We start from the raw sequence: 24,777 nt of genomic DNA, 5'->3' as shown, positions 1-24,777 counted from the left end.
AAACTTTAAATCTCGTTTGGGGCGTACCCCGATCACTTCTGACCGGAGTACTTTGCCTGGATGTCCGCAGCAACGTTGCTCGGAACCGGTGCGTAATGATCGAAAGTCATCGAGTACTGTGCACGGCCCTGAGACATGGAGCGCAGGTTATCGACATACTTGAACATGTTCGCGAGCGGAACGTGTGCGCTGATTACGATCGTAATACCGCGCGATTCCTGACCCTGGATCTGACCGCGACGCGAGTTCAGATCGCCGATCACGTCACCGACGTAATCTTCAGGGGTTACGACTTCGACCTTCATCATCGGCTCGAGAAGCTGTGCACCAGCCTTCTTCGCTGCTTCACGGAAGCAGGCACGCGATGCGATTTCGAACGCCAGTACCGAGGAGTCGACGTCGTGGTATGCGCCATCGAACAGGGTAGCCTTGACGCCGAGCATCGGGAAGCCAGCCAGAGGACCGGAAGACAGAACGCTTTCGATACCCTTCTGAACGCCCGGGATGTATTCCTTCGGAACAGCACCACCGACGATCTTGGACTCGAACTTGAAGTCTTCGCCTTCTGGGTTCGGTTCGAAGAGGATCTTGACGCGCGCGAACTGACCGGTACCACCGGACTGCTTCTTGTGCGTGTAGTCTTCTTCGTGCGACTTGGTGATCGTTTCGCGGTAAGCAACCTGCGGAGCACCGACGGTTGCTTCAACCTTGAACTCGCGACGCATACGGTCAACGAGAATGTCGAGGTGAAGTTCGCCCATGCCAGCGATGATCGTCTGACCGGATTCTTCATCCGTCTTGACGCGGAACGAAGGATCTTCAGCTGCCAGACGGTTGAGCGCAAGGCCCATCTTTTCCTGGTCGCCCTTGGTCTTCGGCTCGATAGCGATCTGGATAACCGGCTCAGGGAATTCCATGCGCTCGAGGATAACCGGCTTCAGAGGATCGCAGAGCGTATCACCCGTTGTCGTCTCCTTGAGGCCAGCCAGAGCAACGATGTCGCCAGCGAAGGCTTCTTCGATGTCTTCACGCGAGTTGGAGTGCATCTGCAACATACGACCGACGCGCTCACGCTTGTCCTTGACCGTGTTGATGACAGAGGTACCCTTTTCGAGCTTGCCCGAGTAGATGCGTGCGAAGGTGAGCGAACCGACGAAGGGGTCGTTCATGATCTTGAACGCGAGCATGGAAAGCGGCTCGGCGTCGTCAGCGTGACGCTCGATTTCGGCTTCCGTCTTGAAGTCGATGCCCTTGATCGCAGGAATGTCCAGCGGAGAAGGCAGGTAATCGACAACGGCGTCGAGAAGAGGCTGAACGCCCTTGTTCTTGAACGCGGTACCGCAGAACATCGGGTGGAACTTCACGTCGATGGTGCCGCGACGAACGAGTTCGCGGATCTTGTCGTTGTCCGGCATGTCGCCGTTCAGGTAGGCTTCCATCGCTTCTTCGTCGATCTCGACAACGGTCTCGATCAGCTTTTCGCGATATTCGTCAGCCTTGGCCTTCATGTCTTCCGGAATTTCGACGACGTCCCACTGAGCGCCGAGCGATTCGTCGCGCCAGATGAGTGCATTCATCTCGATCAGGTCGATAACGCCCTTGAACTCTGTTTCCGCACCGATTGGCAGCTGCATGACGACAGCGGTGGCGCCGAGACGGGTCTTGATCATTTCTACCGAGCGGTAGAAGTCAGCACCGGTCTTGTCCATCTTGTTGCAGAAGATCATACGCGGAACGTTGTACTTCTCTGCCTGACGCCAGACGGTTTCCGTCTGCGGCTCAACACCGGCGTTGGCGTCGAGAAGTGCGATAGCACCGTCGAGAACGCGCAGCGAACGCTCGACTTCAATCGTGAAGTCAACGTGGCCGGGGGTGTCGATGATGTTGAAACGGCGCATTTTGCCATCGCGACCCTTCCAGAAGGTCGTGGTAGCAGCGGAGGTGATCGTGATGCCACGCTCCTGCTCCTGTTCCATCCAGTCCATGGTGGCTGCGCCATCGTGAACTTCGCCGATCTTGTGCGACTTACCGGTGTAGTAGAGAATACGCTCGGTGGTGGTCGTCTTGCCGGCGTCGATATGCGCCATGATACCGAAATTGCGGTAGTCTTCGATTTTATATTCGCGAGCCATAACGGACTGCCTTTCGGATCGGTTAGATTACCAGCGGTAATGCGAGAATGCGCGGTTGGCGTCGGCCATCTTGTGCGTGTCTTCGCGCTTCTTGACGGCAGAACCACGGTTGTTCGCAGCGTCCATGAGTTCGCCGGAGAGGCGATCGATCATGGTCGTTTCGTTGCGCTTGCGCGCAGCGGCGATCAGCCAGCGGATGGCGAGAGCCTGACGGCGCTCCGGGCGAACATCGACTGGAACCTGGTAGGTTGCACCACCAACACGACGCGAACGAACTTCGACGTGCGGAGCAACGTTGTCGAGCGCGGAGTGGAACACGCCGAGCGGCTCAGACTTCGTCTTGCCCTGAACGACGTCGAATGCGCCGTAAACGATGCTTTCTGCAACGGACTTCTTGCCATGAAGCATGATGGCATTCATGAACTTGGTGACGACCAGATCACCGAACTTTGGATCCGGGTTGATCTCACGCTTTTCTGCACTATGGCGACGGGACATACTATTTGTCTCTCAACTTTGAATGACGCTTTACCACGCGGAGAACCTCGCGCAGCGCCGGAATTTGTTAAACCCGAAATTACTTCGGACGCTTTGCACCGTACTTCGAACGACGCTGCTTACGGTTCTTGACGCCCTGCGTATCGAGAACACCACGGATGATGTGGTAACGAACGCCCGGCAAGTCCTTTACGCGGCCGCCGCGGATCATGACGACAGAGTGTTCCTGAAGGTTGTGACCTTCACCAGGAATGTAGCCGATGACTTCGAAGCCGTTGGTCAGGCGGATCTTGGCAACCTTACGAAGAGCCGAGTTAGGCTTCTTAGGGGTCGTCGTGTAAACGCGCGTGCAAACGCCGCGCTTCTGTGGGTTTTCCTGCAGAGCAGGAACCTTGTTACGCTTAACCTGTGCCTGACGTGGCTTACGGATCAGCTGGTTTACGGTAGGCATATAACCATCCCTTGCAAAAACTACTTTAGCCACTCTTTACGAGTGGCGGTTATACCGTTTCCGGCAACGATGCACGCATAGCCTCATGCGCAAAACGTGGCCCGATCCGGTTTTCACGGATGGACCACTCAATGCAGAGGACGTAAATTCATACGTCGTGCGTGCAACATTCGTGTCTCGTACGTGTTTTGGACCCCTGTTTGAAGTGAACTCCGGAACGAGTCGTCCCAGATGGCCAGACTTCACATCGGCTCCGATGGCGGGCGTACTACTGTTTTAGCCCGCTTTCGTCAAGGGTGAATCCGCATTTTGTACCCGGGCGGCAGGCGCTTGAACCTTGCGGTACAGGATTTTGAAAGGCTTTTACCATAAAGCCCCTACCCTCTCCATTGTTTTTGTCTTTCCGGCCTTTGGCTTTTCATAAAAGCCGTCTATTGATTCCCTCGAAGGCATCCGGCGACAGACCACTCTCGGGGCTTCACGGATGCAACACGTGGCGGGCAGAAGCGTTAGATCAATGAAGCGCCCTACTCTCCACCACGACATAAAGGAATCGCGTCATGATCACAGAACCCGACAACGACAATGGACGCGACGAGGCAATGGTCTTCGTCATCATCGGCAAGGCCTATGAGCGCGAAGGCGAAGACGGCATCGACATCCACGTCATCCTCCAGGCCCCGGACGACGACACCGCCGTTCGCGAGGCTCTCAACGCGCTTTCCGAAGAAGGCTTCCTTGAGGCCGACCTCGACCAGATCGGCATGATCACCGAAATCCCCGACGAAGAACCCCACGCCTCCGCCTATCAGGGCGCACTCGAAGGCGAAGTCGCGATCATCCGGTTCGCGTGATATGTGGGGCGCGCGGAATACCGCGCGCCATTTCCTCTTTAGGGCTATCGGCCTACCATACGCCCCGCAACATCATCTCCGCGCCGAGGGCTGCGAGCGCAAGCAGAAAGCTGCGTTTGAACGTGGCCGGACTGACCGCTCTCCTCACATACTGCCCCGCCCACATGCCGATCAGCGCCGGAATGACGGCGAGAGCGGACAGCCATGCGCCTTCAAAATGAAATGCACCGTTGGTCGTGAGCCCCATGGCGAGGGCGAGCGTCGAGATGGTAAAGGACAGGCCAAGGGCCTGCACCAGATCATCCTTTTCCAAATCTAGCGACTGCAGATAGGGTACAGCCGGAATAACGAAGACGCCCGTAGCACCGGCGATAAGCCCCGTTACCAGTCCCACCAGTGGCGAAAGCCAGCGCTCATGTTTCGGCTCTACACGAAAGGGCTTCGCCAGCAGTGTATAGATCGCGTAAAGGCAGAGCGTCGCTCCCAGGGCGAAACTAACTAGCGCCGTATCGCCGCTCGTGAGCATCGAGGCGCTGAACATCGTGCCGATGAAAACACCTGCAATCATAGTCCACAAACGACGCAGGATGCCGATAAAGTTCGGACCGGCCAGTAATTGCCATAGATTGGTAACGGTGGACGGGATGATTAGAAGGGACGCCGCAGCAAGCGGTGACAGGAGCCCACCCAACACACCCATTGCGACCGTCGGTAAGCCCATGCCGGTCACGCCCTTCACGATACCTGCGCCGAAGAAGGTGACGATGATGATAAACAGGATGGAGAATGAGTATTCGTTCATACGCTACTCATAGAGCTCCACCGTTATTCCACAATGCGCATATACCGTATGATGCCTTCGGCTAGACCGAAGGCTGACCTGTGGGTAAGCTATGTTGATGCGTTACGATCTCACTGACCTCCGTCTCTTTCTTGCCGTTGCAGATGCGGGCAGCATCACGCATGGCGCCTCCGAAGTAGGACTGTCGCTGGCTGCGGCAAGTGATCGACTGAAAGAGATGGAAGCGCTCGGCAGTGTTCGCCTGCTGGTAAGAGGCCGCAGAGGTGTCACTCCAACCGAAGCCGGAGAGACGCTCTGCCAGCACGCCCGAAAAATCCTTTCGCAAGTGGCAGCGATGCGCGCTGATCTCGGGCAGTTTGCCAAGGGTTTGCGAACGGAGATCCGCGTGCATGCCAATACCGCCGCCATTGTCGAAACGCTCCCGCTGCGCCTCACGCCATGGCTCGCGGCCAACCCACAGGTGGATGTCGATCTACGCGAACGTCAGAGCCAGGAAATCGCCCGCAGCGTCGTGGCCGGTTGTGCCGATATCGGTATTCTCTCGGATGCCGCAGCCCATGAGGGACTGGTCCTCCAGCCATTTACCGTCAGCCAACTCGCCCTCGTGACCGCTCCGGACCATGCGCTTGCGAAAGAGAAGCAGGTCCGTTTCAACACGCTTATGGATGAATATTTCATCGGGCTGGAAGACGGCGCATTACAGGCGCACATACAGGGGCAGGCGGAAAAGATCGGGGCAAGGCTGCGCCATCGCATCAGGCTGCGCACCTTCGAAAGCATATGTAATGCGGCAAGCACCGGTCTTGGCATCGCCATCGTCCCGCTGACGATTGCCCGTCAGTGCAAGCGAACGTGCCAAATCTCAATCACCCCGCTAACGGACACATGGGCCCGAAGAAACCTCGCCGTCTGCCTGGCAAAAGATACCGAGCCAAGCCCTGTTATTCGCGCACTTTTCGATCATTTGGCGGATGGTCCCCCGCAGGGTGTAGGAGCGGATCGATAGTCACAGGAGGTTCGCAAATCCTGATTATGGTGGTTGAAGCAAGATACTATTGATGATCGCCCCCACCCCAGATGCCACGCCCCTCACCTGCTCTCTTTGCCGTTGCGGCCTTATCGGTCACCCAGCTGATTGGCTGGGGCGCCACGTTCTGGCTGCCCGCGGTCGCAGGTTCTCTCTTTGCGACAGACCTCGGCCTTCCGCTGCCCGTCATCATGGCGGGCCCAACAGCCATGCTGGTGATGATGGCGCTGATGTCCTGGCCACTGCGCACTCTCTTCGAGCGCCATGGTGCGCGGGTGATCATGGTGGTGGGATCACCGATTGGTGCCCTCGGCCTTCTGGCGCTGAGCGCAGCGGCCCCATCTCATATTTTCTCGCCTGGATCATTATCGGCATAGCTGGCGCTTGCATGTTGACGACCGCAGCGCAAATCGCGCTGACGGAAGTTGCGGGCAATCATGCGAAGAAAGCACTCAGCTTCCTCGTTCTGGCTGGCGGCTTAACCTCGACGATTACCTGGCCCATTACCAGCATCCTGATGAATGAATGGGGCTGGCGCGCGACGACACTACTCTACGCCGTCCTGCTTTTGGTCATCTGCACCCCATTGCACTGGAAAGCATTGGCCTCGCACCGCAACAAGGCGGAAAAGGCCGAGAGCGCGAAAGGCGCAACGGTCAACCGCGCGAAATTCATGCTGTTGGCCACCAGTTTTGCAGCAAACGGCTTCTTCACATGGGGCTTCGCCCTGACGATCATTATCCTTTTCGAGGCCAGAGGTCTCGATCACGCCCACGCCATCACAGCCGCCGCCTTCATCGGCATCGCGCAATGGGCCGGGCGAATGGTGGAGGTTGTCGCTGGCAATCGGGTATCCGGCTTGCTCATCAGCATAGCGGGCGCCGCGCTGTTTCCCTTCAGCTTCATAATCCTATTACAGGCAGACGGTTTCGCTGGCGCAATTCTTTTTGCAACACTCTACGGAGTTGCGAGTGGTGTGACTGCCGTGGCCCGCGCCACTCTTCCGCTGGAACTGTTTCCACCGGCGGCCTATGCCCGCGCTTCATCACAGATGGCAGTTCCGCTCAACCTCGCCTTCGCCACCGCGCCGCCGCTCTTTTCGCTGATCATGACGTCGGCCAGCCCGGAGGCTGCGCTTTGGACCGCGCTTCTCATCTCCATCTTTGCCTTTTCATGCCTGCTTGGCCTCGCGCTGATGAAACGCGCCGACTTTGAAACCGCGGAAACGGACGTTCCGTTACCGCCGCCGCTTCAGTAATTCACCAGCAAGACAGGGCTTTCCGGCGTGCCAAATCGCGGTGTGACGCCAAGCAACGGAGCGGTGCGGCTGATGATTTCCTTGACCATGGGGGCGGCGGTGGATGCTGCGGTTCGCCCGCCATTTTCACCCGCAACGGGGGCGTCAATGATGGTAAGAACGATGTATTTCGGCTTGTCCATCGGGAAAGCCGCCACAAAGGCATTGAAATTGATATCGCTGGCGTAACGGCCATTGATCACCTTGTCCGCCGTGCCGGTTTTGCCGCCAACGTGAAAACCTTCCACCTGCGCGCTTCGGCCCGATCCCTTCACGCCGTTCCAGTTATAAAGAAAGCGCATATCGGCGCTGGTCTTCTCCTTCACCACCCTCTTTGCCACGAGCTGCGCCTCTTCGCGCGTGCGCGGCAGGAAGGTGGGCTGGATCAGATGGCCGCCATTGACCAGCGCCGCCGCAGCAACCGCCGTCTGCAACGGCGTGGTCGCGACGCCGTGGCCGAAGGAGATCGTCACCGAGTTGATTTTCTTCCACGTTCTGGGCTGCGTCGGCGTCGCGACACCCGGCATTTCCGTTTCCATCTTCGACAGCAGCCCGAGCCGCGTCAAAAACTCCTGATGCCCTTCAATTCCTACCCTGTCCGCAACAGCCGCAGTGCCGATATTGGAGGAATATTGAAACACTTCGGGGATGGTAAGCGGCTTGTTCTTTCCCCTGAAATCCCGAATGGTGAAGCCGCCCATACGGATCGGGCGCGTCGCATCGACCACCGTGTTGAGCGTAATCTTCTGCGCATCCAGCCCCATGGCAAGAGTGAAACTCTTGAACGTCGAGCCCATCTCGAAGGTGGCATTGCTCATGCGGTTGAACCAGCCCTTCTCATATTCCTTGTCCACGCTGCCATTGGGAAGTGTGCGCGATGGTTGATTGGGATCGTAATCCGGCACGGAAGCCATGGCGATGACTTCGCCGGTATGAACATCAAGGATGACCGCGCCAGCAGCCTCGGCCCGATAGTTGATCATCGACTCGTGGACGATGTTGCGCACGATGCTTTGCGCGCGAAGATCGATGGACAGCTGCACCGGCGCCAGAGACGCCTCTCCGGTCATCCCAAGCGCGCGCAGTTCGGACAGACCCTGCTGATCGAGATAGCGTTCCATCCCGGCAAGACCCTGATTATCGACATTGACATGGCCGATGACATGAGACGCCGCGACGCCACCGGGATAGAAACGGCTCTTTTCAGGCCGAAAACCAATGCCCGGAATGCCAAGCGCAAGAATATCCGCCTGCTGCTTCGGCGTCAGCTGCCGCCTCAGCCACTGAAATGCAGAATCCGAGCGAAGCTTCGCATGCGTGCCCTTCCAGTCAAGGCCGGGTATCACGGTCGCAAGCTTCTCCACCACCTCGTCTGGATCGACAATACGCCGCGGATCGGCATAGAGCGACACCATATTCAAATCCGTCGCCAGCAACTCACCGTTTCTATCGGTAATGTTGGGGCGGGATGCCACGCGAGAAACTGGACCGAGGCTCCCGGTTACGACCGGCTCCACCATCGCATACTGAACCAACCGTCCACCCATGATCGTAAAGGCTATCGCGCAGCCAATGCCCATCAGCGCAATGCGCTGCCTGGCCTGCAAAAGACGCTGCGGCTTGACGCTGGCCCCCGGACCACCACGCCCACGACGGCCTCCCCGCCCTAAAACAAAATGAGCCCGACTTCTGAGATTAGCGATTTGCGCCAGCAGCGACATGATTACGATCCGAGATAAACGCCAGGTAGTGAAATGCCGAATACATTATAAAGGAATGGCATCTGCACACATTTGAAGTTGCATTCATCTCTGCTCGGCCAGTGTTAACAACCTCTTAACGGCAGGATCACGATCTCTTTAATCGATATCCATCGGCGTTCGGAACCTCACTCAACTCGCTTACTATCGATACGACCAGCGCTCCTCCTGGCTACGAACAGATTTTCGGCCATAAAATCCACGAACACTCGGATCTTGGGCGATAAATAGCGACTCGTCGGCCAGAGAACTCGAAAAACTCCCGCCTCTGCCGTGAAGCAGTCGAGCAGCGAGATCAGGTTGCCATCTTCGATCTGCTTAGCGACCGCAAAGTCGGGCAAACAGGATATGCCGAAGCCATTTTCGGCAAGGTGGATAAGCGGTTCAAGCGTACTGGCAATCGTCGTGGTTGGCAGCGCAAGGCGCAAGTCTTTACCGTCCCTCACAAGCGGCCATGGTTCCAGTTTTCCGGAATTGGCGTATCGGTGATGCATACACCGATGACGCATCAAATCTTCAGGGACCTGCGGCACACCTTCCCGCGTTAGATAGTCAGGCGAAGCGACGAGGCGGTGTTTGAATGAGCCAAGCTTCCTATTCATCAACCGCGTGTCACGTACTTCGCCGGTGCGGACGACAGCATCGAACCCCTCTTCAATGACGTCAACGAGACGGTCGGTGAAATCCAGATCCAGATCGATTTCGGGATAGGCCTTCATGAAAGCCGATATGGCCGGCATCAACAGCATTCCCGTCAACGGGAAGCTCACACGCAGTAGACCACGAGGTTTGCTCTGGGATTTCGAGAGTTGTGCTTCCGCCGAGTCCAGTTCGGAAAGAACCCTTCGGCAAGTATCGAGAAAGAAACTGCCTTCCTCCGTCAATGTCATGCTTCGTGTCGAACGATGGAAAAGGCGTACGCCCATTTCCTGCTCGAGCCGCGCGATTGCCTTGCCGACAGCCGAACTGGAAAGCCCCAAGCGTTGAGAAGCCGCAACGAAGCTTCCACCCTCAGCCGTGTGAACGAAAATCGTCAGCGCACCGAGCTTGTCCATCCCACTCCTATTACGGAAATAAGTTCCGCTCTTATTGGAATACGCGACTGTTTATCGCTTATCCCGAGATGGATATCTAGCTGGGCGCGGCGGTAAACGCCGATTTTCGTGAAAGGAAACACAATGAATACCAGCTTCATCGCCGGATTTAGCAATGCTCCAAAACCAACCACTTTCATCGTCAATGTCATTCATGTTCACCCGGGTAAACAGGATGAAGCATTCGAAATCATTCAGGACGTCGTTCACTATGTGGCGGAAAGAAAGCAAGGGTTTCTCTGGAGCAACCTCGCCAAAAGCACGGACGGACTAACCGTCGTCAACATCGAGGCAATCGAAAACGCGGGCAACGTGGACGAGTTCTTCTCCGACCCAGTATTCGTTGAAAAATTTCGGCGGCTTGAAACGGTCTCGAAGAGTGAGTTCCATGCGTATAATGTCGGCGATCTGGTTTTGCCGAAATTTGCACAGGCCAGCTGAGAACCTCTCTATATAAATGACCGTCAGCAAAGCTTCAAAAACAAAAAACGCCCGGATCACTCCGGGCGTTTCTATTTCTACCAGAAGGAACCTCCCTAGGAGGCCCCTGCTCTAACTGCCTTATTCGGCAGCAGGAGCCTTGTCCGTCATGTCCTGCAGCATCTGGTTGGCGGAAGCAGAGCCGGTGCTCTTCTTGCGCTCCTCGATGATGAGGTCGTCGCGGGTCGTCGCGATGCGGCGGATCTGCGTCATGGTGCCGCCGGTACCAGCCGGGATGAGGCGGCCGACGATGACGTTTTCCTTGAGGCCCTGCAACGTGTCCATCTTGCCGGCAATTGCAGCTTCGGTCAGGACCTTGGTGGTTTCCTGGAACGAAGCAGCCGAGATGAAGGACGGCGTCTGGAGCGATGCCTTGGTGATACCGAGCAGAACCGGTTCGCCATAGGCAGGCTTCTTGCCTTCTTCGATCAGACGGTCGTTGTTGTCTTCCATCTCGATGCGATCGACGCTGTCGCCGACGATGTAATGGCTGTCGCCTGCGTCGGTGATTTCCACCTTCTGCAACATCTGACGAACGATAACTTCGATGTGCTTGTCGTTGATGATAACGCCCTGCAGACGGTAAACTTCCTGGATTTCGTTCACGAGGTAGGAAGCGAGTGCCTCCACGCCCTTGATCGCCAGAATGTCGTGCGGTGCCGGGTTGCCGTCGAGAATGTATTCACCCTTCTCGATGTAGTCGCCTTCCTGAAGGTGGAAGGGCTTGCCCTTCGGGATCAGGTATTCGACCGGCTCGACGCCATCTTCCGCAGGCTCGATCATCACGCGGCGCTTGTTCTTGTAGTCGCGGCCCAGACGGATCGTACCATCGATTTCGGCGATGATAGCGTGATCCTTCGGACGACGCGCTTCGAAGAGTTCGGCAACGCGCGGCAGACCACCGGTGATGTCCTTGGTCTTGGCGCTTTCCAGCGGCGAACGTGCAAGAACGTCACCCTGGAAGACCTTTTGACCGGGCTCGACCGACAGAATTGCATCCACCGACAGCTGGAAGCGAGCTTCGCCGCCACGGGACAGCTTGGCAACAGCGCCGGAAGCATCCTTGATGACGATTGCAGGCTTCAGGTCCGAACCACGCGGTGTCGAACGCCAGTCGATAACCTGACGCTTGGTGATACCGGTGGATTCGTCGGTCGCTTCGAGAACGGAGAGACCATCGACCAGATCTTCGAAGTGAACCGTACCTTCCACTTCCGTCATCATTGGACGGGTGTAAGGGTCCCACTCTGCAAGACGCTGACCGCGCTTCACCTTGTCGCCATCGTCCACGAACAGCTTGGAGCCGTAAGCGACACGCTGCGAGGAACGCTCTACGCCGCGCTCATCGAGAATGGTGACCGACATGTTACGGCCCATCGCGATGAGAACGCCTTCGGAATTCCGCAGGCTGTTGCGGTTCTTGATCTGAATCGTACCTTCATACGATGCTTCAAGGAACGACTGGTCAACCACGTTGGCCGTGCCGCCAAGGTGGAACGTGCGCATGGTCAGCTGCGTGCCCGGCTCACCGATGGACTGAGCGGCGATAACGCCGACAGCTTCACCCATGTTGACAGGCGTACCGCGTGCAAGGTCACGACCGTAGCAGACGCCGCAGACACCGACCTGGATTTCGCAGGTCAGAGCCGAACGGATGCGAACGGACTGAATGCCAGCCTTTTCGATGATCGCGACTTCGGCTTCATCGATCAGCTTGCCAGCCTTGACGATGTTCTCGCCAGTGACCGGGTTGTCGATGTCGTCCAGAGCCGTACGACCGAGAATACGTGCGCCGAGCGAAGCAACGACCTGACCGGCATCGACGATGGCAGTCATGGTGAGGCCCTTGTCGGTGCCGCAATCACGAGAATTGACGATGCAGTCCTGTGCCACGTCAACGAGACGACGCGTCAGGTAACCGGAGTTAGCCGTCTTCAAGGCGGTGTCTGCAAGACCCTTACGGGCACCGTGGGTCGAGTTGAAGTACTCGTTAACGGTCAGGCCTTCCTTGAAGTTCGAGATGATCGGCGTCTCGATGATTTCGCCCGATGGCTTGGCCATGAGGCCGCGCATACCACCCAGCTGACGCATCTGGTTCGGAGAACCACGCGCGCCGGAGTGGGACATCATGTAGATGGCGTTCATCGGCTTCTGACGACCGGTCTCAGCGTCGAACTCGACAGCCTTAATGCGGGCCATCATGTCTTCAGCGACCTTCTCGGTTGCCTTGCCCCAGGCGTCAACGACCTTGTTGTACTTTTCGCCCTGAGTGATCAGGCCGTCATTGTACTGCTGCTCGTATTCCTTGACCAGCGTTTCGGTGTCGCCAACGATCTTCACCTTGGTTTCAGGAATGATCATGTCGTCCTTGCCGAACGAAATGCCGGCGCGGCAGGCATGCGTGAAGCCAAGCTGCATGATGCGGTCACAGAAAATGACCGTGTCCTTCTGGCCGCAATGACGGTAGACCGTGTCGATCATCTTGGAGATGTTCTTCTTGGTCATTTCCTGGTTGCAGGTCTCGAACGGCACGTTGACATTCTTCGGCAGAAGCTCGCCGATGATCATACGACCGGGGGTCGTTTCATAGATCTTCGAAACAGGCTTGCCATCGGCATCGACGGTCTTGAAGCGGCCACGAATTTTCGCGTGCAGCGTCACGACCTTGTTTTCCAGAGCATGATGCAGCTCGCCCATGTCGGAGAAAGCCATGCCTTCGCCGGGCTCGCGCTCGTTCATGATCGAGAGGTAGTAAAGACCGAGAACCATGTCCTGCGAAGGAACGATGATCGGCTGGCCGTTTGCAGGGTGCAGGATGTTGTTGGTCGACATCATCAGCACGCGTGCTTCCAGCTGCGCTTCCAGCGACAGCGGAACGTGAACAGCCATCTGGTCACCGTCGAAGTCGGCATTGAAGGCCGTGCAGACGAGCGGATGCAGCTGGATAGCCTTGCCTTCGACCAGCGTAGGTTCGAAAGCCTGGATGCCCAGACGGTGCAGCGTCGGCGCGCGGTTCAAAAGAACCGGATGCTCGCGGATGACCTCGTCGAGGATATCCCAGACTTCCGGCTTTTCCTTTTCAACCAGCTTCTTGGCCTGCTTGACGGTGGAGGAGTAACCCTTCGCGTCGAGGCGGGCATAGATGAACGGCTTGAACAGTTCGAGCGCCATCTTCTTCGGAAGGCCACACTGGTGCAGCTTCAGCTCAGGACCCGTCACGATAACCGAACGACCGGAATAGTCGACGCGCTTGCCGAGAAGGTTCTGACGGAAGCGGCCCTGCTTGCCCTTGAGCATATCGGAGAGCGACTTCAGCGGACGCTTGTTCGCACCCGTGATGACGCGACCGCGACGGCCGTTGTCGAACAGCGCGTCAACGGATTCCTGCAACATACGCTTTTCGTTGCGGATGATGATGCCCGGTGCGCGAAGCTCGATCAGGCGCTTCAGACGGTTGTTACGGTTGATGACGCGGCGATAGAGATCGTTCAGGTCGGACGTCGCGAAACGACCGCCATCCAGCGGAACCAGCGGACGCAGGTCCGGCGGGATCACTGGAACGACCTTCATGATCATCCATTCCGGGCGGTTGCCGGATTCCATGAAGTTCTCAACGATCTTCAGGCGCTTCATCAGCTTCTTCTGCTTGAGGTCCGAGGTGGTCTCGGCCAGATCGGAGCGCAGGTCGCCCGCAATCTTCTCAAGATTCATGGAAGCAAGCATTTCATAGATCGCTTCGGCGCCGATCATGGCGGTGAACTGGTCTTCACCGAATTCATCCACAGCGATCATGTACTCTTCTTCGGACAGAAGCTGGTTCTGCTTCAGGGAAGTCAGGCCAGGCTCGGTCACGATGTAGTTTTCAAAGTAGAGAACGCGCTCTACATCCTTCAGCGTCATGTCGAGCAGGGTCGAGATACGCGAAGGCAGCGACTTCAGGAACCAGATGTGGGCAACGGGTGCTGCGAGCTCGATGTGGCCCATGCGCTCACGGCGAACGCGCGACAGCGTGACTTCAACGCCGCACTTTTCGCAGATGATGCCCTTGTACTTCATGCGCTTGTACTTGCCGCACAGGCACTCATAGTCCTTGATAGGTCCGAAAATGCGCGCGCAGAACAGGCCGTCACGTTCGGGCTTGAACGTGCGGTAGTTGATGGTTTCCGGCTTCTTGATCTCGCCGTAGGACCACGACAGGATTTTTTCCGGCGAAGCGATCGAAATCCGGATGGAATCGAAATGCTGCGCGGGCACCTGCGGGTTGAAAAGATTCATGACCTCTTGGTTCATGCCTTGTCTCCTTAAGGGGTGGAGCCCCTTGCTTGCATCTGGCGGTCTTTCCCGGGCGGACCGGCCAGTGCCTCAAACATGGATCTATCCGCAAAATGCGGCGAAAGTGTCCACACACGAACACGCATCCGTGAGCGAACTGGCAGGCGCCCTTGTGAAGCGCCTGCCCTTTTTGATCTTATTCCGCCGCGTCGGGCAGCTGATCGGCGCCCTGCTGCTCTTCGAGCTTGGAGTTCTCCAGCTCGACGGAAAGGCCCAGAGACCGCATTTCCTTGACGAGAACGTTGAAGCTCTCCGGAATACCGGCTTCGAAGGTATCGTCGCCACGGACGATTGCTTCGTAAACCTTGGTGCGGCCCGCCACGTCGTCCGACTTGACGGTGAGCATTTCCTGCAGCGTGTAGGCTGCGCCGTAAGCTTCCAGAGCCCAGACTTCCATTTCCCCGAAGCGCTGTCCGCCGAACTGCGCCTTACCACCAAGCGGCTGCTGGGTGACGAGCGAGTAAGGACCGATCGAGCGAGCGTGGATCTTGTCGTCGACAAGGTGGTTCAGCTTGATCATGTACATGTAGCCGACGGTGACCTTGCGGTCGAACGGCTCACCGGTACGTCCATCGTAAAGAACGGACTGACCGGATTCATTCAGACCCGCACGCTTCAGCATCGAAGCAACGTCTGGCTCATGCGCACCGTCGAAGACCGGCGTTGCGATGGAGACGCCCTTGCGGGACTGTTCGGCAAGCTTCACCAGAGCATCGTCGTCGAAGGAGGAAACTTCGTCCTTCGCCTCGGAGGCGTAGACTTCCGTCAGCTCGTTCTTCAGGTCGGTGATGTCCATCGTCTTGCGATACTCGTCGAGCAGCTCGCCGATCTTCTTGCCCATACCGGCGCAAGCCCATGCGAGGTGCGTTTCGAGAATCTGACCGACGTTCATGCGCGAAGGCACGCCCAGCGGGTTCAAGCAGATGTCGACATGCGTGCCGTCTTCCAGGAACGGCATGTCTTCGACAGGCACGATACGCGAGACGACGCCCTTGTTACCGTGACGGCCAGCCATCTTGTCGCCCGGCTGGATCTTGCGCTTAACAGCAACGAAGACCTTGACCATCTTCATGACGCCCGGAGGCATTTCGTCGCCGCGCTGTACCTTCTCGACCTTGTCCATGAAACGCTGTTCGAGGCGCGACTTGGATTCGTCGTACTGGCCGCGAAGCGCTTCGAGTTCGGCCTGAACCTTCTCGTCTTCGACCGCGAACATCCACCACTGCGAGCGAGGATATTCGGAGACGACGGCGTTGGAAAGCTCTACGCCCTTCTTGAAGCCCTTCGGACCGGCAATCGAAACCTGACCGCGCAGCATGTCGACCAGACGGCCATAGACGTTGCGGTCAAGAATTGCCTGTTCGTCGTCGCGGTCCTTGGCCAGACGCTCGATTTCCTCGCGCTCGATAGCCATCGCACGTTCGTCCTTTTCGACGCCGTGACGGTTGAACACGCGAACTTCAACGACCGTGCCGAACGTGCCCGGAGGCATGCGCATGGAGGTGTCGCGAACGTCGGAAGCCTTTTCACCGAAGATGGCGCGCAGAAGCTTTTCTTCCGGCGTCATCGGGCTTTCACCCTTCGGCGTGATCTTGCCGACGAGGATATCGCCCGGCTGAACTTCCGCACCGATGTACACGATACCGGCTTCGTCGAGGTTCTTCAGCGCTTCTTCCGAAACGTTCGGAATGTCGCGCGTGATTTCTTCCGGACCAAGCTTGGTGTCGCGGGCCATCACTTCGAATTCTTCGATATGGATGGAGGTGAACACGTCGTCGGAGACGATGCGCTCGGACATCAGGATCGAGTCTTCGTAGTTGTAACCGTTCCAGGGCATGAACGCGACGAGCGCGTTGCGGCCAAGTGCCAGGTCACCGAGGTCGGTCGAAGGACCGTCAGCGATGATGTCGCCCTTGTTCAGAATATCGCCGACGGCGACCAGCGGACGCTGGTTGACGCAGGTGTTCTGGTTGGAACGCTGGAACTTCTGCAGACGATAGATGTCAACGCCGGACTTGCCAGCATCGAGGTCTTCCGTAGCGCGGATAACGATACGGGTCGCATCCACCTGATCGACCACACCGCCACGACGGGCTGCAATTGCAGCGCCCGAGTCACGGGCAACGATCGGCTCCATGCCGGTTCCGACGAACGGAGCCTCGGCACGCAGAAGCGGAACGGCCTGACGCTGCATGTTCGAGCCCATGAGAGCGCGGTTGGCGTCATCGTTTTCCAGGAACGGAATGAGAGCCGCAGCGACCGAAACCAGCTGCTTCGGCGAAACGTCCATCAGGTTGATGTTGTCACGCGGAGCCAGCATAACTTCGCCGGAGTGACGGCAAACAACGAATTCTTCCGTGAATGCACCATCAGCGTCCAGCTCGGCATTGGCCTGAGCAACGTAATACTTCGCCTCTTCCATGGCGGAGAGGTAGATCACGTCCGTCGTAACCTTGCCGTCCACGATCTTGCGGTACGGGCTTTCGATGAAGCCGTACTTGTTGACACGGGCAAAGGTTGCGAGCGAGTTGATCAGACCGATGTTCGGGCCTTCCGGCGTTTCGATCGGGCAAATACGGCCATAGTGGGTCGGGTGAACGTCGCGGACTTCGAAGCCTGCGCGCTCGCGGGTCAGACCACCCGGTCCAAGAGCCGAAAGACGGCGCTTGTGGGTGATTTCCGAAAGCGGGTTCACCTGGTCCATGAACTGCGACAGCTGCGAGGAACCGAAGAATTCACGAACGGCAGCAGCTGCCGGCTTCGCGTTGATCAGGTCCTGCGGCATCACGGTGTCGATTTCGATCGAGGACATACGTTCCTTGATCGCGCGTTCCATGCGCAGCAGACCCAGACGATACTGGTTCTCCATCAACTCACCGACGGAACGGACACGGCGGTTGCCGAGGTTGTCGATGTCGTCGATTTCGCCCTTGCCGTCACGCAGTTCGACCAGCATCTTGACCACGGCCAGGATGTCTTCCTTGCGCAGCGTGCGCACGGTGTCTTCCGCGTCGAGGTCCAGACGCATGTTCATCTTCACGCGGCCAACAGCCGAGAGATCGTAACGCTCCGCGTCGAAGAACAGCGAGTTGAACATGGCTTCTGCAGAATCCATGGTCGGCGGCTCACCCGGACGCATCACGCGGTAGATGTCGAACAGGGCGTCCTGACGGTTCTCGTTCTTATCGGCAGCAAGCGTGCTGCGGATATAGGCACCGACATTGATATGGTCGATGTTGAGAACAGGAATCTCGTCGAAGCCGTGACCGAGAATGACGGTCAGCGTCTTGTCGTCGATTTCGTCACCAGCTTCGAGATAGATTTCACCCGTCTCGTAGTTGACGATGTCTTCGGCAAGATAGTTGCCGTAGAGATCTTCGTCGCTCGCCTTGAGAGCCTTGAGGCCCTTGTCGGTCAACTGACGGAGCAGACGCGGGGTCAGCTTCTTGCCGGCTTCGACAACGACTTCGCCAGTGTCGGCGTCAACCATTTCGGTGACGACCTTGGCGTTCTTCAGTGTCTCAGGCTGGAACGGAATCCGCCAGCCGTCGCCTTCACGAACGTAGGTTGCCTTGGTGTAGAAGGTCGACAGGATTTCTTCGCCGTCCATGCCGAGCGCCATCAGCAGCGACGTGACAGGAATCTTGCGGCGACGGTCGATACGGGCGAACACGATGTCCTTGGCGTCGAATTCGATATCGAGCCAGGAACCGCGATAAGGAATGACGCGGGCAGCAAACAGAAGCTTGCCGGAAGAGTGGCTCTTGCCCTTGTCGTGGTCGAAGAATACGCCCGGCGAACGGTGCATCTGAGACACGATAACGCGCTCGGTGCCGTTGACGATGAACGTACCGTTGTTCGTCATGAGCGGCATGTCGCCCATGTAGACGGACTGTTCCTTGATGTCCTTGATGGACTTCGCGCCTGTATCTTCATCGATATCGAACACGATGAGGCGCAGCGTCACCTTGAGCGGCGCTGCGTAGGTCAGATCGCGCTGACGGCATTCCTCGACGTCGAACTTCGGCGCTTCGAATTCGTAAGATACGAATTCCAGCATGGATGCGCCGGAAAAGTCGGTGATCGGGAATACGGATTTGAATACGGCATTCAATCCCTCGTCGGGACGACCGCCCTTGGGCTCGTCAACCATGAGGAATTGGTCATACGAAGCCTTCTGAACCTCGATGAGGTTCGGCATTTCCGCTACTTCTGGAATTTTGCCGAAAAACTTGCGTACGCGCCTGCGACCGTTAAACGAAAGGGTCTGAGCCATCGTCGCTCCTTTAAAATTGCATCCGGGCCTGCAACGGACGGGAACCGATGGCCAGTCGACCCCGTCGAACAATGGGTAAAATCAATCTCGTTCCACATCCCGGATCGATCAGGCCGGATTGCCTGATGAGCCGGTTCGGAACCATTCTCTTGAAGAACCCATTACCCAAGAACCGTTTTCACGCGGTTCTTGGGTAATCGGTTTCAGCAAAGCGACGAATGGGAGAAGGATTTCCTTCTCCCACCCGGTAATCAGAAGATTACTTAACGTCGACCTTAGCGCCGGCGTCTTCGAGCTTCTTCTTGAGGTCAGCAGCTTCAGCCTTGGAAACAGCTTCCTTAACAGGCTTCGGAGCGCCTTCAACGAGGTCCTTGGCTTCCTTCAGGCCGAGACCCGTGATGCCGCGAACTTCCTTGATGACGTTGATCTTGTTGGCGCCAGCGTCAACAAGGATAACGTCGAATTCAGTCTTTTCTTCTTCCGGTGCAGCAGCGGCAGCAGCGCCACCAGCAGCAGCAACTGCTACAGGAGCAGCAGCGGAAACGCCCCACTTTTCTTCGAGAAGCTTGGAAAGCTCAGCAGCTTCCAGAACTGTCAGAGCGGAGAGGTCTTCAACGATCTTTGCGAGATCAGCCATGATATAGTTCCTTTAATTCGGTTCGAACCGGTTTGAATATTTACAGCGAAAAACCGCCTTAAGCGGCTTCGTCCTTCTTGGAGTAAGCCGAGAACACACGAGCAAGCTGGCTTGCCGGTGCTGCCACAACCGTTGCGACGCGGGTTGCCGGGGCATTGAGAAGGCCCAGCAGCTTCGCACGCAGCTCGTCCAGCGAAGGCAGGGTCGCGAGCGACTTGACTGCTTCGGCGTTGAGCGTGGTTGCGCCCATGGCGCCGCCGAGTACAACGACCTTGTCGTTGCTCTTGGCGAAATCCATGACGACTTTCGGAGCAATCATAGGGTCAGTGCTGTATGCAATCAGCGTCTGTCCCTTGAAGAGATCTGACATCCCTTCCGACTCCGTACCCTGAAGAGCGATCTTGGCCAGGCGGTTCTTCGCGACCTTGACGGTGCCGCCAGCAGCACGCATTTTCGAACGAAAATCGTTCATCTGCGCAACTGTGACACCAGCATAGTGGGCCACGACAACTGAACCGGAAGCCTTGAAGACTTCGTTCAGCTCCGTGACGAATTCGCGTTTTTCCGCTCTTTCCACTGTCTGTCTCCAGTAGATGAGAACACTGAATGTGCACCCATCGGGTTTGCCTTTGCCTCAAGGAATTTCGTTGCCGAAATCCCAAGCGACGCTTGAGGATCCTGTCCCCCGCTCTGTCGCCGCAAACGGCTTCAGGCACAGGCACATCAGGTTCGAACCGGATTATTAAGCACCGTTCGGTGCGAAAATCCGGGCTCTTACCCGTCTCATGCAGGCTAAGTGATTAAGGACTTAACCACCTGCAATCTCGGACAGGAATTCCAGGTTTCCCTGGAAATTCCCGGCCCTTGCGAGCCGGAAATCTTGATTGCCGCGCCTCAAAAAGAGACGCGGCGAATTGATTAGGCCGTAACCGACGAAGGGTCGATCTTGAAGCCCGGCCCCATGGTGGAGGAGATGGCTACGCGCTTGACGTAGTTGCCCTTTGCACCCGTAGGCTTGGCCTTGATGACGGCATCAGCAAAAGCCTTGATGTTTTCTTCCAGCGCCTTGGCATCGAACGAAGCCTTGCCAACGCCAGCGTGAACGATACCGGCCTTTTCGACGCGGAACTCCACAGCGCCACCCTTGGAAGCCTTGACGGCGCCCGTTACGTCCATCGTAACCGTACCGACCTTCGGGTTCGGCATCATGCCGCGTGGGCCGAGAACCTTGCCGAGACGACCGACGAGCGGCATCATGTCAGGGGTCGCGATAACGCGGTCGAAATCGATCTTGCCGCCCTGGACGATTTCCAGCAGGTCTTCTGCGCCAACGATGTCTGCACCGGCAGCCTTGGCTTCATCGGCCTTGGCGCCACGGGCAAAAACAGCAACGCGAACGTCGCGGCCTGTGCCGTTCGGCAGGTTGACAACGCCACGAACCATCTGGTCGGCGTGACGCGGGTCAACGCCGAGGTTCATTGCGACTTCGATGGTTTCGTCGAACTTGGCGACGGCCCGTTCCTTAACCATCGAAATGGCGTCGGTCAGGACGTAGAGCTTGTTCGGGTCAACGCCTTCGCGGGTCTTCTGTACGCGCTTTGCAAGCTTAGCCATAATCAACCTACCACTTCCAGGCCCATGGCGCGGGCAGAGCCCTCAACCATTGCCATTGCGCCTTCGATGTCGGCTGCGTTCAGATCCTTCATCTTGGCTTCTGCGATCGTCTTGACCTGAGCCTTGGTGATGGAGCCGACCTTGGCGCCCTTGCCAGGCGTCTTGGAACCGGAGGTGATCTTGGCTTCCTTCTTCAGCCAGTACGTCATCGGCGGCTGCTTCATGACGAAGGTGAAGGACTTGTCCTGGTAATAGGTGATGACGACCGGGATCGGCATACCCTTTTCCATTTCCTGCGTAGCGGCGTTGAACGCCTTGCAGAATTCCATGATGTTAATGCCACGCTGACCAAGCGCCGGGCCGATTGGCGGGGACGGGTTAGCCGATCCTGCCTTAACCTGAAGCTTGAGCTGGCCTGCAACTTTCTTAGCCATATCTCTCTGCCTTTCAAATCGAACCGGTTACCCGGTCCATATGCCGGAACATCCGGCGGCTGCGGTTGCGTGGTTCGATCCCTGCCCCGGCTAAGAGCCAGGAAATCTTCCACGCGGTTTGCGGCATTGCCGCATCGCATCATTCAAGATCAACAACTTGCCGATACTTTTTGATGCATTAGCTGAAAGGCGCATGAGCGCCTTTCGAAATTCGTCAGACCTTTTCGACCTGCGCATATTCCAGTTCGACCGGAGTAGCGCGACCGAAGATCGAAACTTCGACCTTCAGACGGGCGCGCTCTTCATCGACATCCTGAACCACACCGTTGAACGATGCAAAAGGACCGTCGGAGACGCGAACCTGCTCGCCGATCTCGAACGAAACCGAAGACTTCGGACGCTCGACACCTTCCTGGACCTGACCCAGGATGCGATCGGCTTCAGAGTCCGGAATCGGAACAGGCTTGCTGTCCGAACCGAGGAAGCCGGTCACCTTCGGCGTATTCTTGATGAGGTGATAAGCCTCATCCGTCAGGTTTGCGCGCACCAGCACGTAACCCGGGAAGAACTTGCGCTCGCTATCGACCTTGCGACCGCGGCGAACCTCGACAACCTTTTCGGTTGGAACGAGAATTCTTTCGAAAAGATGATCAAGGCCCTTCTGACGGACCTTTTCTTCGATCGACTCAGCGACCTTCTTTTCAAAATTCGAATATGCTTGAACAATGTACCAGCGCGCCGCCATCTTACTCTCCGTTCAATTCGTTAGCGACCGACATTCAGCACGAGGCTGAGCAACCAGCCGATGAGCTGATCTGCCGCAAAGAAGAACAGAGCCGCAAAGATGACCATTACCAGCACCATCGCCGTGGAAATCATGGTCTCGCGGCGCGACGGCCAAGTGATCTTTGACGCTTCGGCGCGCACCTGCTGCAGAAACGTAAACGGGTTGGTTTTGGATGCCATTGACTGCCCACGCAATTACGGCGCGTAAAGCCGATACTAATCAGCCCCACGCACCGCGTGTCTGTTTTGACCCTACATAAACACCGATTCCCTTTTTAACAAGAGGAAATCGACATTCGGCGAAATTCGCCGGATAACCGGCACCCCATCCGCCATGCAGCGAAGTTGCGCGCTTGCGAGTGAGGAAGTGGCAGGGGCAGAGGGGCTCGAACCCCCGACCTGCGGTTTTGGAGACCGCCGCTCTACCAACTGAGCTATACCCCTAAATCCGAACAATCTGCTGAGCTTCAAGCCGCATCATTGCCCGTGCCGCCCGTGTAAGGCCACCTATCTGGATTGGCAAGTGTTTTTTTCATTTTTCACAGGACAGTTTCGCAGGCAATGGGAGGGGACGGCCCTATGACGCCTTAGCCCTTGGAATAGGCGTATGATGCCTCGCGAAAATAAATTCCGATTTTGGAAAGCGCAGTGCGCTAGTGCTATAGAGCGAACAATCGCACGTCGCGGATCGCAATAAGGAAGAAAGCCGATGTCTAAATCCGATGCAACGCTGGACTATGAAGGCTTTCTAGAGCTTTTGGGCTCTTACGATGCCATTGCTCTCATTGCCAACAGCGAAAGCCTCGTCATCGATTCGGTTACGGCTGCCCTTCCCCAGAATACGCTCTACGTCTTCTTCACCGGATGCGCGAAAGTACTGAGCAAGCCCTTTCCGAAGGATTCGATTCTATGTCATCGGCTTGTGGCAGAAGGGACGCGCTTCCTGAAATCCAGAAAGCATTTTGAAAGTGCCTATAGCTTCTTCCCCCAAGGCCTGAAGGCCGAGGTTGGCATTCTCGCTGACAAGGCAAAGACGGCTAGCGTTGTTCTCCCCGCCCCCAGAACGAGCCCGATCATCTCCCTTGTGATTGATTTCGATTACATGTTCCATCGGCTTTATCCCGCGGGACGAATGCCGACGACAGGCTTTGCACTTGCGCTGTCGCTGCTGGATTTCCGACCTGAAACAAAAGTCTATCTATGCGGATTTACCGGCGTTCCTGGAACCGAGTTCAACATGTATTCGGAGCACGACTGGACGTTCGAACAAACAGTGCTTCAGCTGTTCGCAAAAAAGGGACGCATCATCCAATTGCAGGAAAGCGACGTGGCTGCGGCACAGAATTGGCTCACCGGTGTATCGACTCGTTTTCCGGAATTTGCCCACGACGAAGTTGCCATGATGGCCGCGCAGGTGATCGGTAACCGTCTAACGGGAACGGAGCGTCGCGTCGCCAAGCTGTGGGACCAAACGAAATGGCAGCGGAAGATAAAGGCTTACTTCAAACGCTTCCGCAAAAAATAATGGCGAGCGTGACACTCGTTCACACTCGCCTTGGCTTATTTAAGCACGCTGAACCACGGTCAGCATTCTGTCGCGAGCAGCAAACCACTCTTCAGCATAATCGTCGTTCTTGTATTCTTCGAAATACGGGCCACCGTCGGTGAAATGCACGTTGTCGGCGTCGAGGTTATGGTCGTATTCGTTGACGAGCCAGTTCCACGTCGCAGGGATTTCGCCGATGAGCTCTTCCGATTCGAGCCACTTGAACTGGTGCAACTGCAGGCCTGTTGCCGTGTTGACATAGTCCTTGGTCAGGGCCTTGCACTTGGCATTGTTGAAGAGAATGAAGCTGGACCAGTTCTTCTTTTCATACTTCGTCTGCGTCTGGCCGAGGAACTTGGTCTCGACCTTCGGCACATAGTCATGCTTTACGCACATCGCCGCATAACGGTCGTCGCGCAATTCCCACAGCTTGGCGATATCGCTGCGCATAAGCATGTCGCAATCGGCGAAAATCGCCCATCCTTCGTAGTTGCAGAGATAAGGCACGAGGAAGCGGGAGAAGGAGAACTCCGTCGACTGAAGAGAATTGCGCTCACGCGTGAAAATGCCGTCGAGATTGTTCAGCGCAATCGGCGTGAACTCGACCGGAATGGAGCTCTTTTCCTGAATGCTCTGGCAGAACACATGGTAAGCGACGACTTCCTTGCTGTCGAAGCCGATAAAGATACGTGCCGTCTCAGACATGAAAACTCCAGTCATTTTCTGATTTCGATATGAGGCAAAAATAGTAGCGCGG

At 56.8% G+C, this 24,777-nt stretch carries 21 protein-coding genes and 1 tRNA gene; 6 read left to right on the top strand and 16 right to left on the bottom strand.

The window, feature by feature from the left end; translation table 11 throughout:
* Positions 1-32: 32 nt before the first annotated feature.
* The 3 genes from fusA to rpsL all read right to left on the bottom strand — a co-directional run bounded on the left by fusA (position 33) and on the right by rpsL (position 3,081).
* Positions 33-2,132, bottom strand: a complete 2,100-nt coding sequence (gene fusA, locus CFBP5473_RS06240; RefSeq protein ID WP_027677140.1) for an elongation factor G — start codon at positions 2,130-2,132, stop codon at positions 33-35.
* 27 nt (positions 2,133-2,159) lie between these two features.
* On the bottom strand, positions 2,160-2,630 hold the full coding sequence (gene rpsG, locus CFBP5473_RS06235; protein ID WP_027677141.1) for a 30S ribosomal protein S7: 471 nt from the start codon (positions 2,628-2,630) through the stop codon (positions 2,160-2,162).
* Positions 2,631-2,709: 79 nt separating this feature from the next.
* A complete protein-coding gene (rpsL, locus tag CFBP5473_RS06230; RefSeq protein WP_003507760.1) occupies positions 2,710-3,081 on the bottom strand; it encodes a 30S ribosomal protein S12 in 372 nt (123 codons plus the stop codon).
* A gap of 560 nt (positions 3,082-3,641) precedes the next feature.
* Here rpsL and CFBP5473_RS06225 point away from each other — a divergent pair.
* Positions 3,642-3,935 (top strand): hypothetical protein, encoded by a 294-nt coding sequence (locus CFBP5473_RS06225; protein ID WP_027677142.1) that lies wholly within the window; start codon positions 3,642-3,644, stop codon positions 3,933-3,935.
* Between the two features lie 52 nt (positions 3,936-3,987).
* Here the strand turns inward: CFBP5473_RS06225 and CFBP5473_RS06220 are convergent, their stop codons facing one another.
* Positions 3,988-4,737, bottom strand: coding sequence for a sulfite exporter TauE/SafE family protein (locus CFBP5473_RS06220; protein WP_027677143.1), 750 nt, complete (start codon positions 4,735-4,737; stop codon positions 3,988-3,990).
* A 91-nt stretch (positions 4,738-4,828) separates the two neighbouring features.
* On the opposite strand from CFBP5473_RS06220, the gene CFBP5473_RS06215 reads away from it, so the two are divergent.
* From CFBP5473_RS06215 to CFBP5473_RS06210, 3 genes are all read left to right on the top strand, one after another.
* Complete coding sequence (locus tag CFBP5473_RS06215; RefSeq protein WP_337678384.1) at positions 4,829-5,743, top strand: LysR substrate-binding domain-containing protein; 915 nt, start codon at positions 4,829-4,831, stop codon at positions 5,741-5,743.
* Between the two features lie 71 nt (positions 5,744-5,814).
* On the top strand, positions 5,815-6,141 hold the full coding sequence (locus CFBP5473_RS25320) for a hypothetical protein (RefSeq protein WP_234881786.1): 327 nt from the start codon (positions 5,815-5,817) through the stop codon (positions 6,139-6,141).
* An 11-nt stretch (positions 6,142-6,152) separates the two neighbouring features.
* A complete protein-coding gene (locus CFBP5473_RS06210) occupies positions 6,153-7,022 on the top strand; it encodes an MFS transporter (protein WP_234881785.1) in 870 nt (289 codons plus the stop codon).
* Here the strand turns inward: CFBP5473_RS06210 and CFBP5473_RS06205 are convergent.
* Together CFBP5473_RS06205 and CFBP5473_RS06200 are read right to left on the bottom strand one after the other, a co-directional pair.
* The gene (locus tag CFBP5473_RS06205) at positions 7,016-8,782 is read right to left on the bottom strand and encodes a peptidoglycan D,D-transpeptidase FtsI family protein (protein ID WP_027677145.1); all 1,767 of its coding nucleotides are present in this window, start codon (positions 8,780-8,782) and stop codon (positions 7,016-7,018) included. The genes CFBP5473_RS06210 and CFBP5473_RS06205 overlap by 7 nt on opposite strands.
* 167 nt (positions 8,783-8,949) lie before the next feature.
* Positions 8,950-9,876 carry a LysR family transcriptional regulator gene (locus tag CFBP5473_RS06200; RefSeq protein ID WP_027677146.1) on the bottom strand — a complete coding sequence of 309 codons (927 nt, stop codon included), beginning with the start codon at positions 9,874-9,876 and terminating at the stop codon, positions 8,950-8,952.
* A 123-nt stretch (positions 9,877-9,999) separates the two neighbouring features.
* Here CFBP5473_RS06200 and CFBP5473_RS06195 point away from each other — a divergent pair, with 123 nt between their 5' ends.
* Entirely contained in the window at positions 10,000-10,356 is a 357-nt protein-coding gene (locus CFBP5473_RS06195; RefSeq protein ID WP_027677147.1) for an antibiotic biosynthesis monooxygenase, read from the top strand.
* Between the two features lie 120 nt (positions 10,357-10,476).
* Here CFBP5473_RS06195 and rpoC read toward each other — a convergent pair whose 3' ends face one another.
* From rpoC to CFBP5473_RS06150, 9 genes are all read right to left on the bottom strand, one after another.
* Positions 10,477-14,685 carry a DNA-directed RNA polymerase subunit beta' gene (gene rpoC / locus CFBP5473_RS06190; RefSeq protein WP_027677148.1) on the bottom strand — a complete coding sequence of 1,403 codons (4,209 nt, stop codon included), beginning with the start codon at positions 14,683-14,685 and terminating at the stop codon, positions 10,477-10,479.
* A 178-nt stretch (positions 14,686-14,863) separates the two neighbouring features.
* A complete protein-coding gene (gene rpoB / locus CFBP5473_RS06185; protein ID WP_027677149.1) occupies positions 14,864-19,003 on the bottom strand; it encodes a DNA-directed RNA polymerase subunit beta in 4,140 nt (1,379 codons plus the stop codon).
* 259 nt (positions 19,004-19,262) lie between these two features.
* Positions 19,263-19,640: a 50S ribosomal protein L7/L12 gene (gene rplL, locus CFBP5473_RS06180; protein ID WP_027677150.1), complete on the bottom strand. Its 378-nt coding sequence runs from the start codon at positions 19,638-19,640 to the stop codon at positions 19,263-19,265.
* 58 nt (positions 19,641-19,698) lie between these two features.
* On the bottom strand, positions 19,699-20,217 hold the full coding sequence (gene rplJ / locus CFBP5473_RS06175; protein ID WP_027677151.1) for a 50S ribosomal protein L10: 519 nt from the start codon (positions 20,215-20,217) through the stop codon (positions 19,699-19,701).
* 341 nt (positions 20,218-20,558) lie between these two features.
* A complete protein-coding gene (rplA, locus tag CFBP5473_RS06170; protein ID WP_027677152.1) occupies positions 20,559-21,254 on the bottom strand; it encodes a 50S ribosomal protein L1 in 696 nt (231 codons plus the stop codon).
* Positions 21,255-21,256: 2 nt separating this feature from the next.
* Positions 21,257-21,688 (bottom strand): 50S ribosomal protein L11, encoded by a 432-nt coding sequence (gene rplK, locus CFBP5473_RS06165; protein ID WP_027677153.1) that lies wholly within the window; start codon positions 21,686-21,688, stop codon positions 21,257-21,259.
* Positions 21,689-21,902: 214 nt separating this feature from the next.
* A complete protein-coding gene (gene nusG, locus CFBP5473_RS06160; RefSeq protein ID WP_027677154.1) occupies positions 21,903-22,433 on the bottom strand; it encodes a transcription termination/antitermination protein NusG in 531 nt (176 codons plus the stop codon).
* A 20-nt stretch (positions 22,434-22,453) separates the two neighbouring features.
* Positions 22,454-22,654: a preprotein translocase subunit SecE gene (secE, locus tag CFBP5473_RS06155; protein ID WP_003523719.1), complete on the bottom strand. Its 201-nt coding sequence runs from the start codon at positions 22,652-22,654 to the stop codon at positions 22,454-22,456.
* Positions 22,655-22,842: 188 nt separating this feature from the next.
* Positions 22,843-22,918 (bottom strand) — tRNA-Trp (locus CFBP5473_RS06150).
* Positions 22,919-23,231: 313 nt separating this feature from the next.
* On the opposite strand from CFBP5473_RS06150, the gene CFBP5473_RS06145 reads away from it, so the two are divergent.
* Entirely contained in the window at positions 23,232-23,999 is a 768-nt protein-coding gene (locus CFBP5473_RS06145) for a hypothetical protein (RefSeq protein ID WP_136954324.1), read from the top strand.
* A gap of 39 nt (positions 24,000-24,038) precedes the next feature.
* On the opposite strand, the gene CFBP5473_RS06140 is transcribed toward CFBP5473_RS06145, so the two are convergent.
* The gene (locus CFBP5473_RS06140; RefSeq protein WP_027677156.1) at positions 24,039-24,725 is read right to left on the bottom strand and encodes a glycosyltransferase family protein; all 687 of its coding nucleotides are present in this window, start codon (positions 24,723-24,725) and stop codon (positions 24,039-24,041) included.
* Positions 24,726-24,777 lie beyond the last annotated feature (52 nt).

This window comes from Agrobacterium larrymoorei (genome assembly GCF_005145045.1).
GTDB lineage: Bacteria > Pseudomonadota > Alphaproteobacteria > Rhizobiales > Rhizobiaceae > Agrobacterium > Agrobacterium larrymoorei.
Note: the sequence above shows the minus strand (reverse complement) of the source record. Positions and strands in the feature narration are given on the sequence as shown.

What these genes read in the sequence shown, in the direction of transcription:
- CFBP5473_RS06195 (WP_027677147.1), top strand. Translation starts at nt 10,000, where the DNA reads ATGAATACCAGCTTCATCGCCGGATTTAGCAATGCTCCAAAACCAACC.
- rplA (WP_027677152.1), bottom strand. Translation starts at nt 21,254, where the DNA reads ATGGCTAAGCTTGCAAAGCGCGTACAGAAGACCCGCGAAGGCGTTGAC.
- CFBP5473_RS06220 (WP_027677143.1), bottom strand. Translation starts at nt 4,737, where the DNA reads ATGAACGAATACTCATTCTCCATCCTGTTTATCATCATCGTCACCTTC.
- rpoC (WP_027677148.1), bottom strand. Translation starts at nt 14,685, where the DNA reads ATGAACCAAGAGGTCATGAATCTTTTCAACCCGCAGGTGCCCGCGCAG.
- rpsL (WP_003507760.1), bottom strand. Translation starts at nt 3,081, where the DNA reads ATGCCTACCGTAAACCAGCTGATCCGTAAGCCACGTCAGGCACAGGTT.
- CFBP5473_RS06215 (WP_337678384.1), top strand. Translation starts at nt 4,829, where the DNA reads ATGTTGATGCGTTACGATCTCACTGACCTCCGTCTCTTTCTTGCCGTT.
- rplK (WP_027677153.1), bottom strand. Translation starts at nt 21,688, where the DNA reads ATGGCTAAGAAAGTTGCAGGCCAGCTCAAGCTTCAGGTTAAGGCAGGA.
- rpsG (WP_027677141.1), bottom strand. Translation starts at nt 2,630, where the DNA reads ATGTCCCGTCGCCATAGTGCAGAAAAGCGTGAGATCAACCCGGATCCA.
- secE (WP_003523719.1), bottom strand. Translation starts at nt 22,654, where the DNA reads ATGGCATCCAAAACCAACCCGTTTACGTTTCTGCAGCAGGTGCGCGCC.
- fusA (WP_027677140.1), bottom strand. Translation starts at nt 2,132, where the DNA reads ATGGCTCGCGAATATAAAATCGAAGACTACCGCAATTTCGGTATCATG.
- CFBP5473_RS06200 (WP_027677146.1), bottom strand. Translation starts at nt 9,876, where the DNA reads ATGGACAAGCTCGGTGCGCTGACGATTTTCGTTCACACGGCTGAGGGT.
- rplL (WP_027677150.1), bottom strand. Translation starts at nt 19,640, where the DNA reads ATGGCTGATCTCGCAAAGATCGTTGAAGACCTCTCCGCTCTGACAGTT.
- nusG (WP_027677154.1), bottom strand. Translation starts at nt 22,433, where the DNA reads ATGGCGGCGCGCTGGTACATTGTTCAAGCATATTCGAATTTTGAAAAG.
- CFBP5473_RS25320 (WP_234881786.1), top strand. Translation starts at nt 5,815, where the DNA reads ATGCCACGCCCCTCACCTGCTCTCTTTGCCGTTGCGGCCTTATCGGTC.
- CFBP5473_RS06205 (WP_027677145.1), bottom strand. Translation starts at nt 8,782, where the DNA reads ATGTCGCTGCTGGCGCAAATCGCTAATCTCAGAAGTCGGGCTCATTTT.
- CFBP5473_RS06210 (WP_234881785.1), top strand. Translation starts at nt 6,153, where the DNA reads ATGTTGACGACCGCAGCGCAAATCGCGCTGACGGAAGTTGCGGGCAAT.
- CFBP5473_RS06225 (WP_027677142.1), top strand. Translation starts at nt 3,642, where the DNA reads ATGATCACAGAACCCGACAACGACAATGGACGCGACGAGGCAATGGTC.
- rpoB (WP_027677149.1), bottom strand. Translation starts at nt 19,003, where the DNA reads ATGGCTCAGACCCTTTCGTTTAACGGTCGCAGGCGCGTACGCAAGTTT.
- CFBP5473_RS06140 (WP_027677156.1), bottom strand. Translation starts at nt 24,725, where the DNA reads ATGTCTGAGACGGCACGTATCTTTATCGGCTTCGACAGCAAGGAAGTC.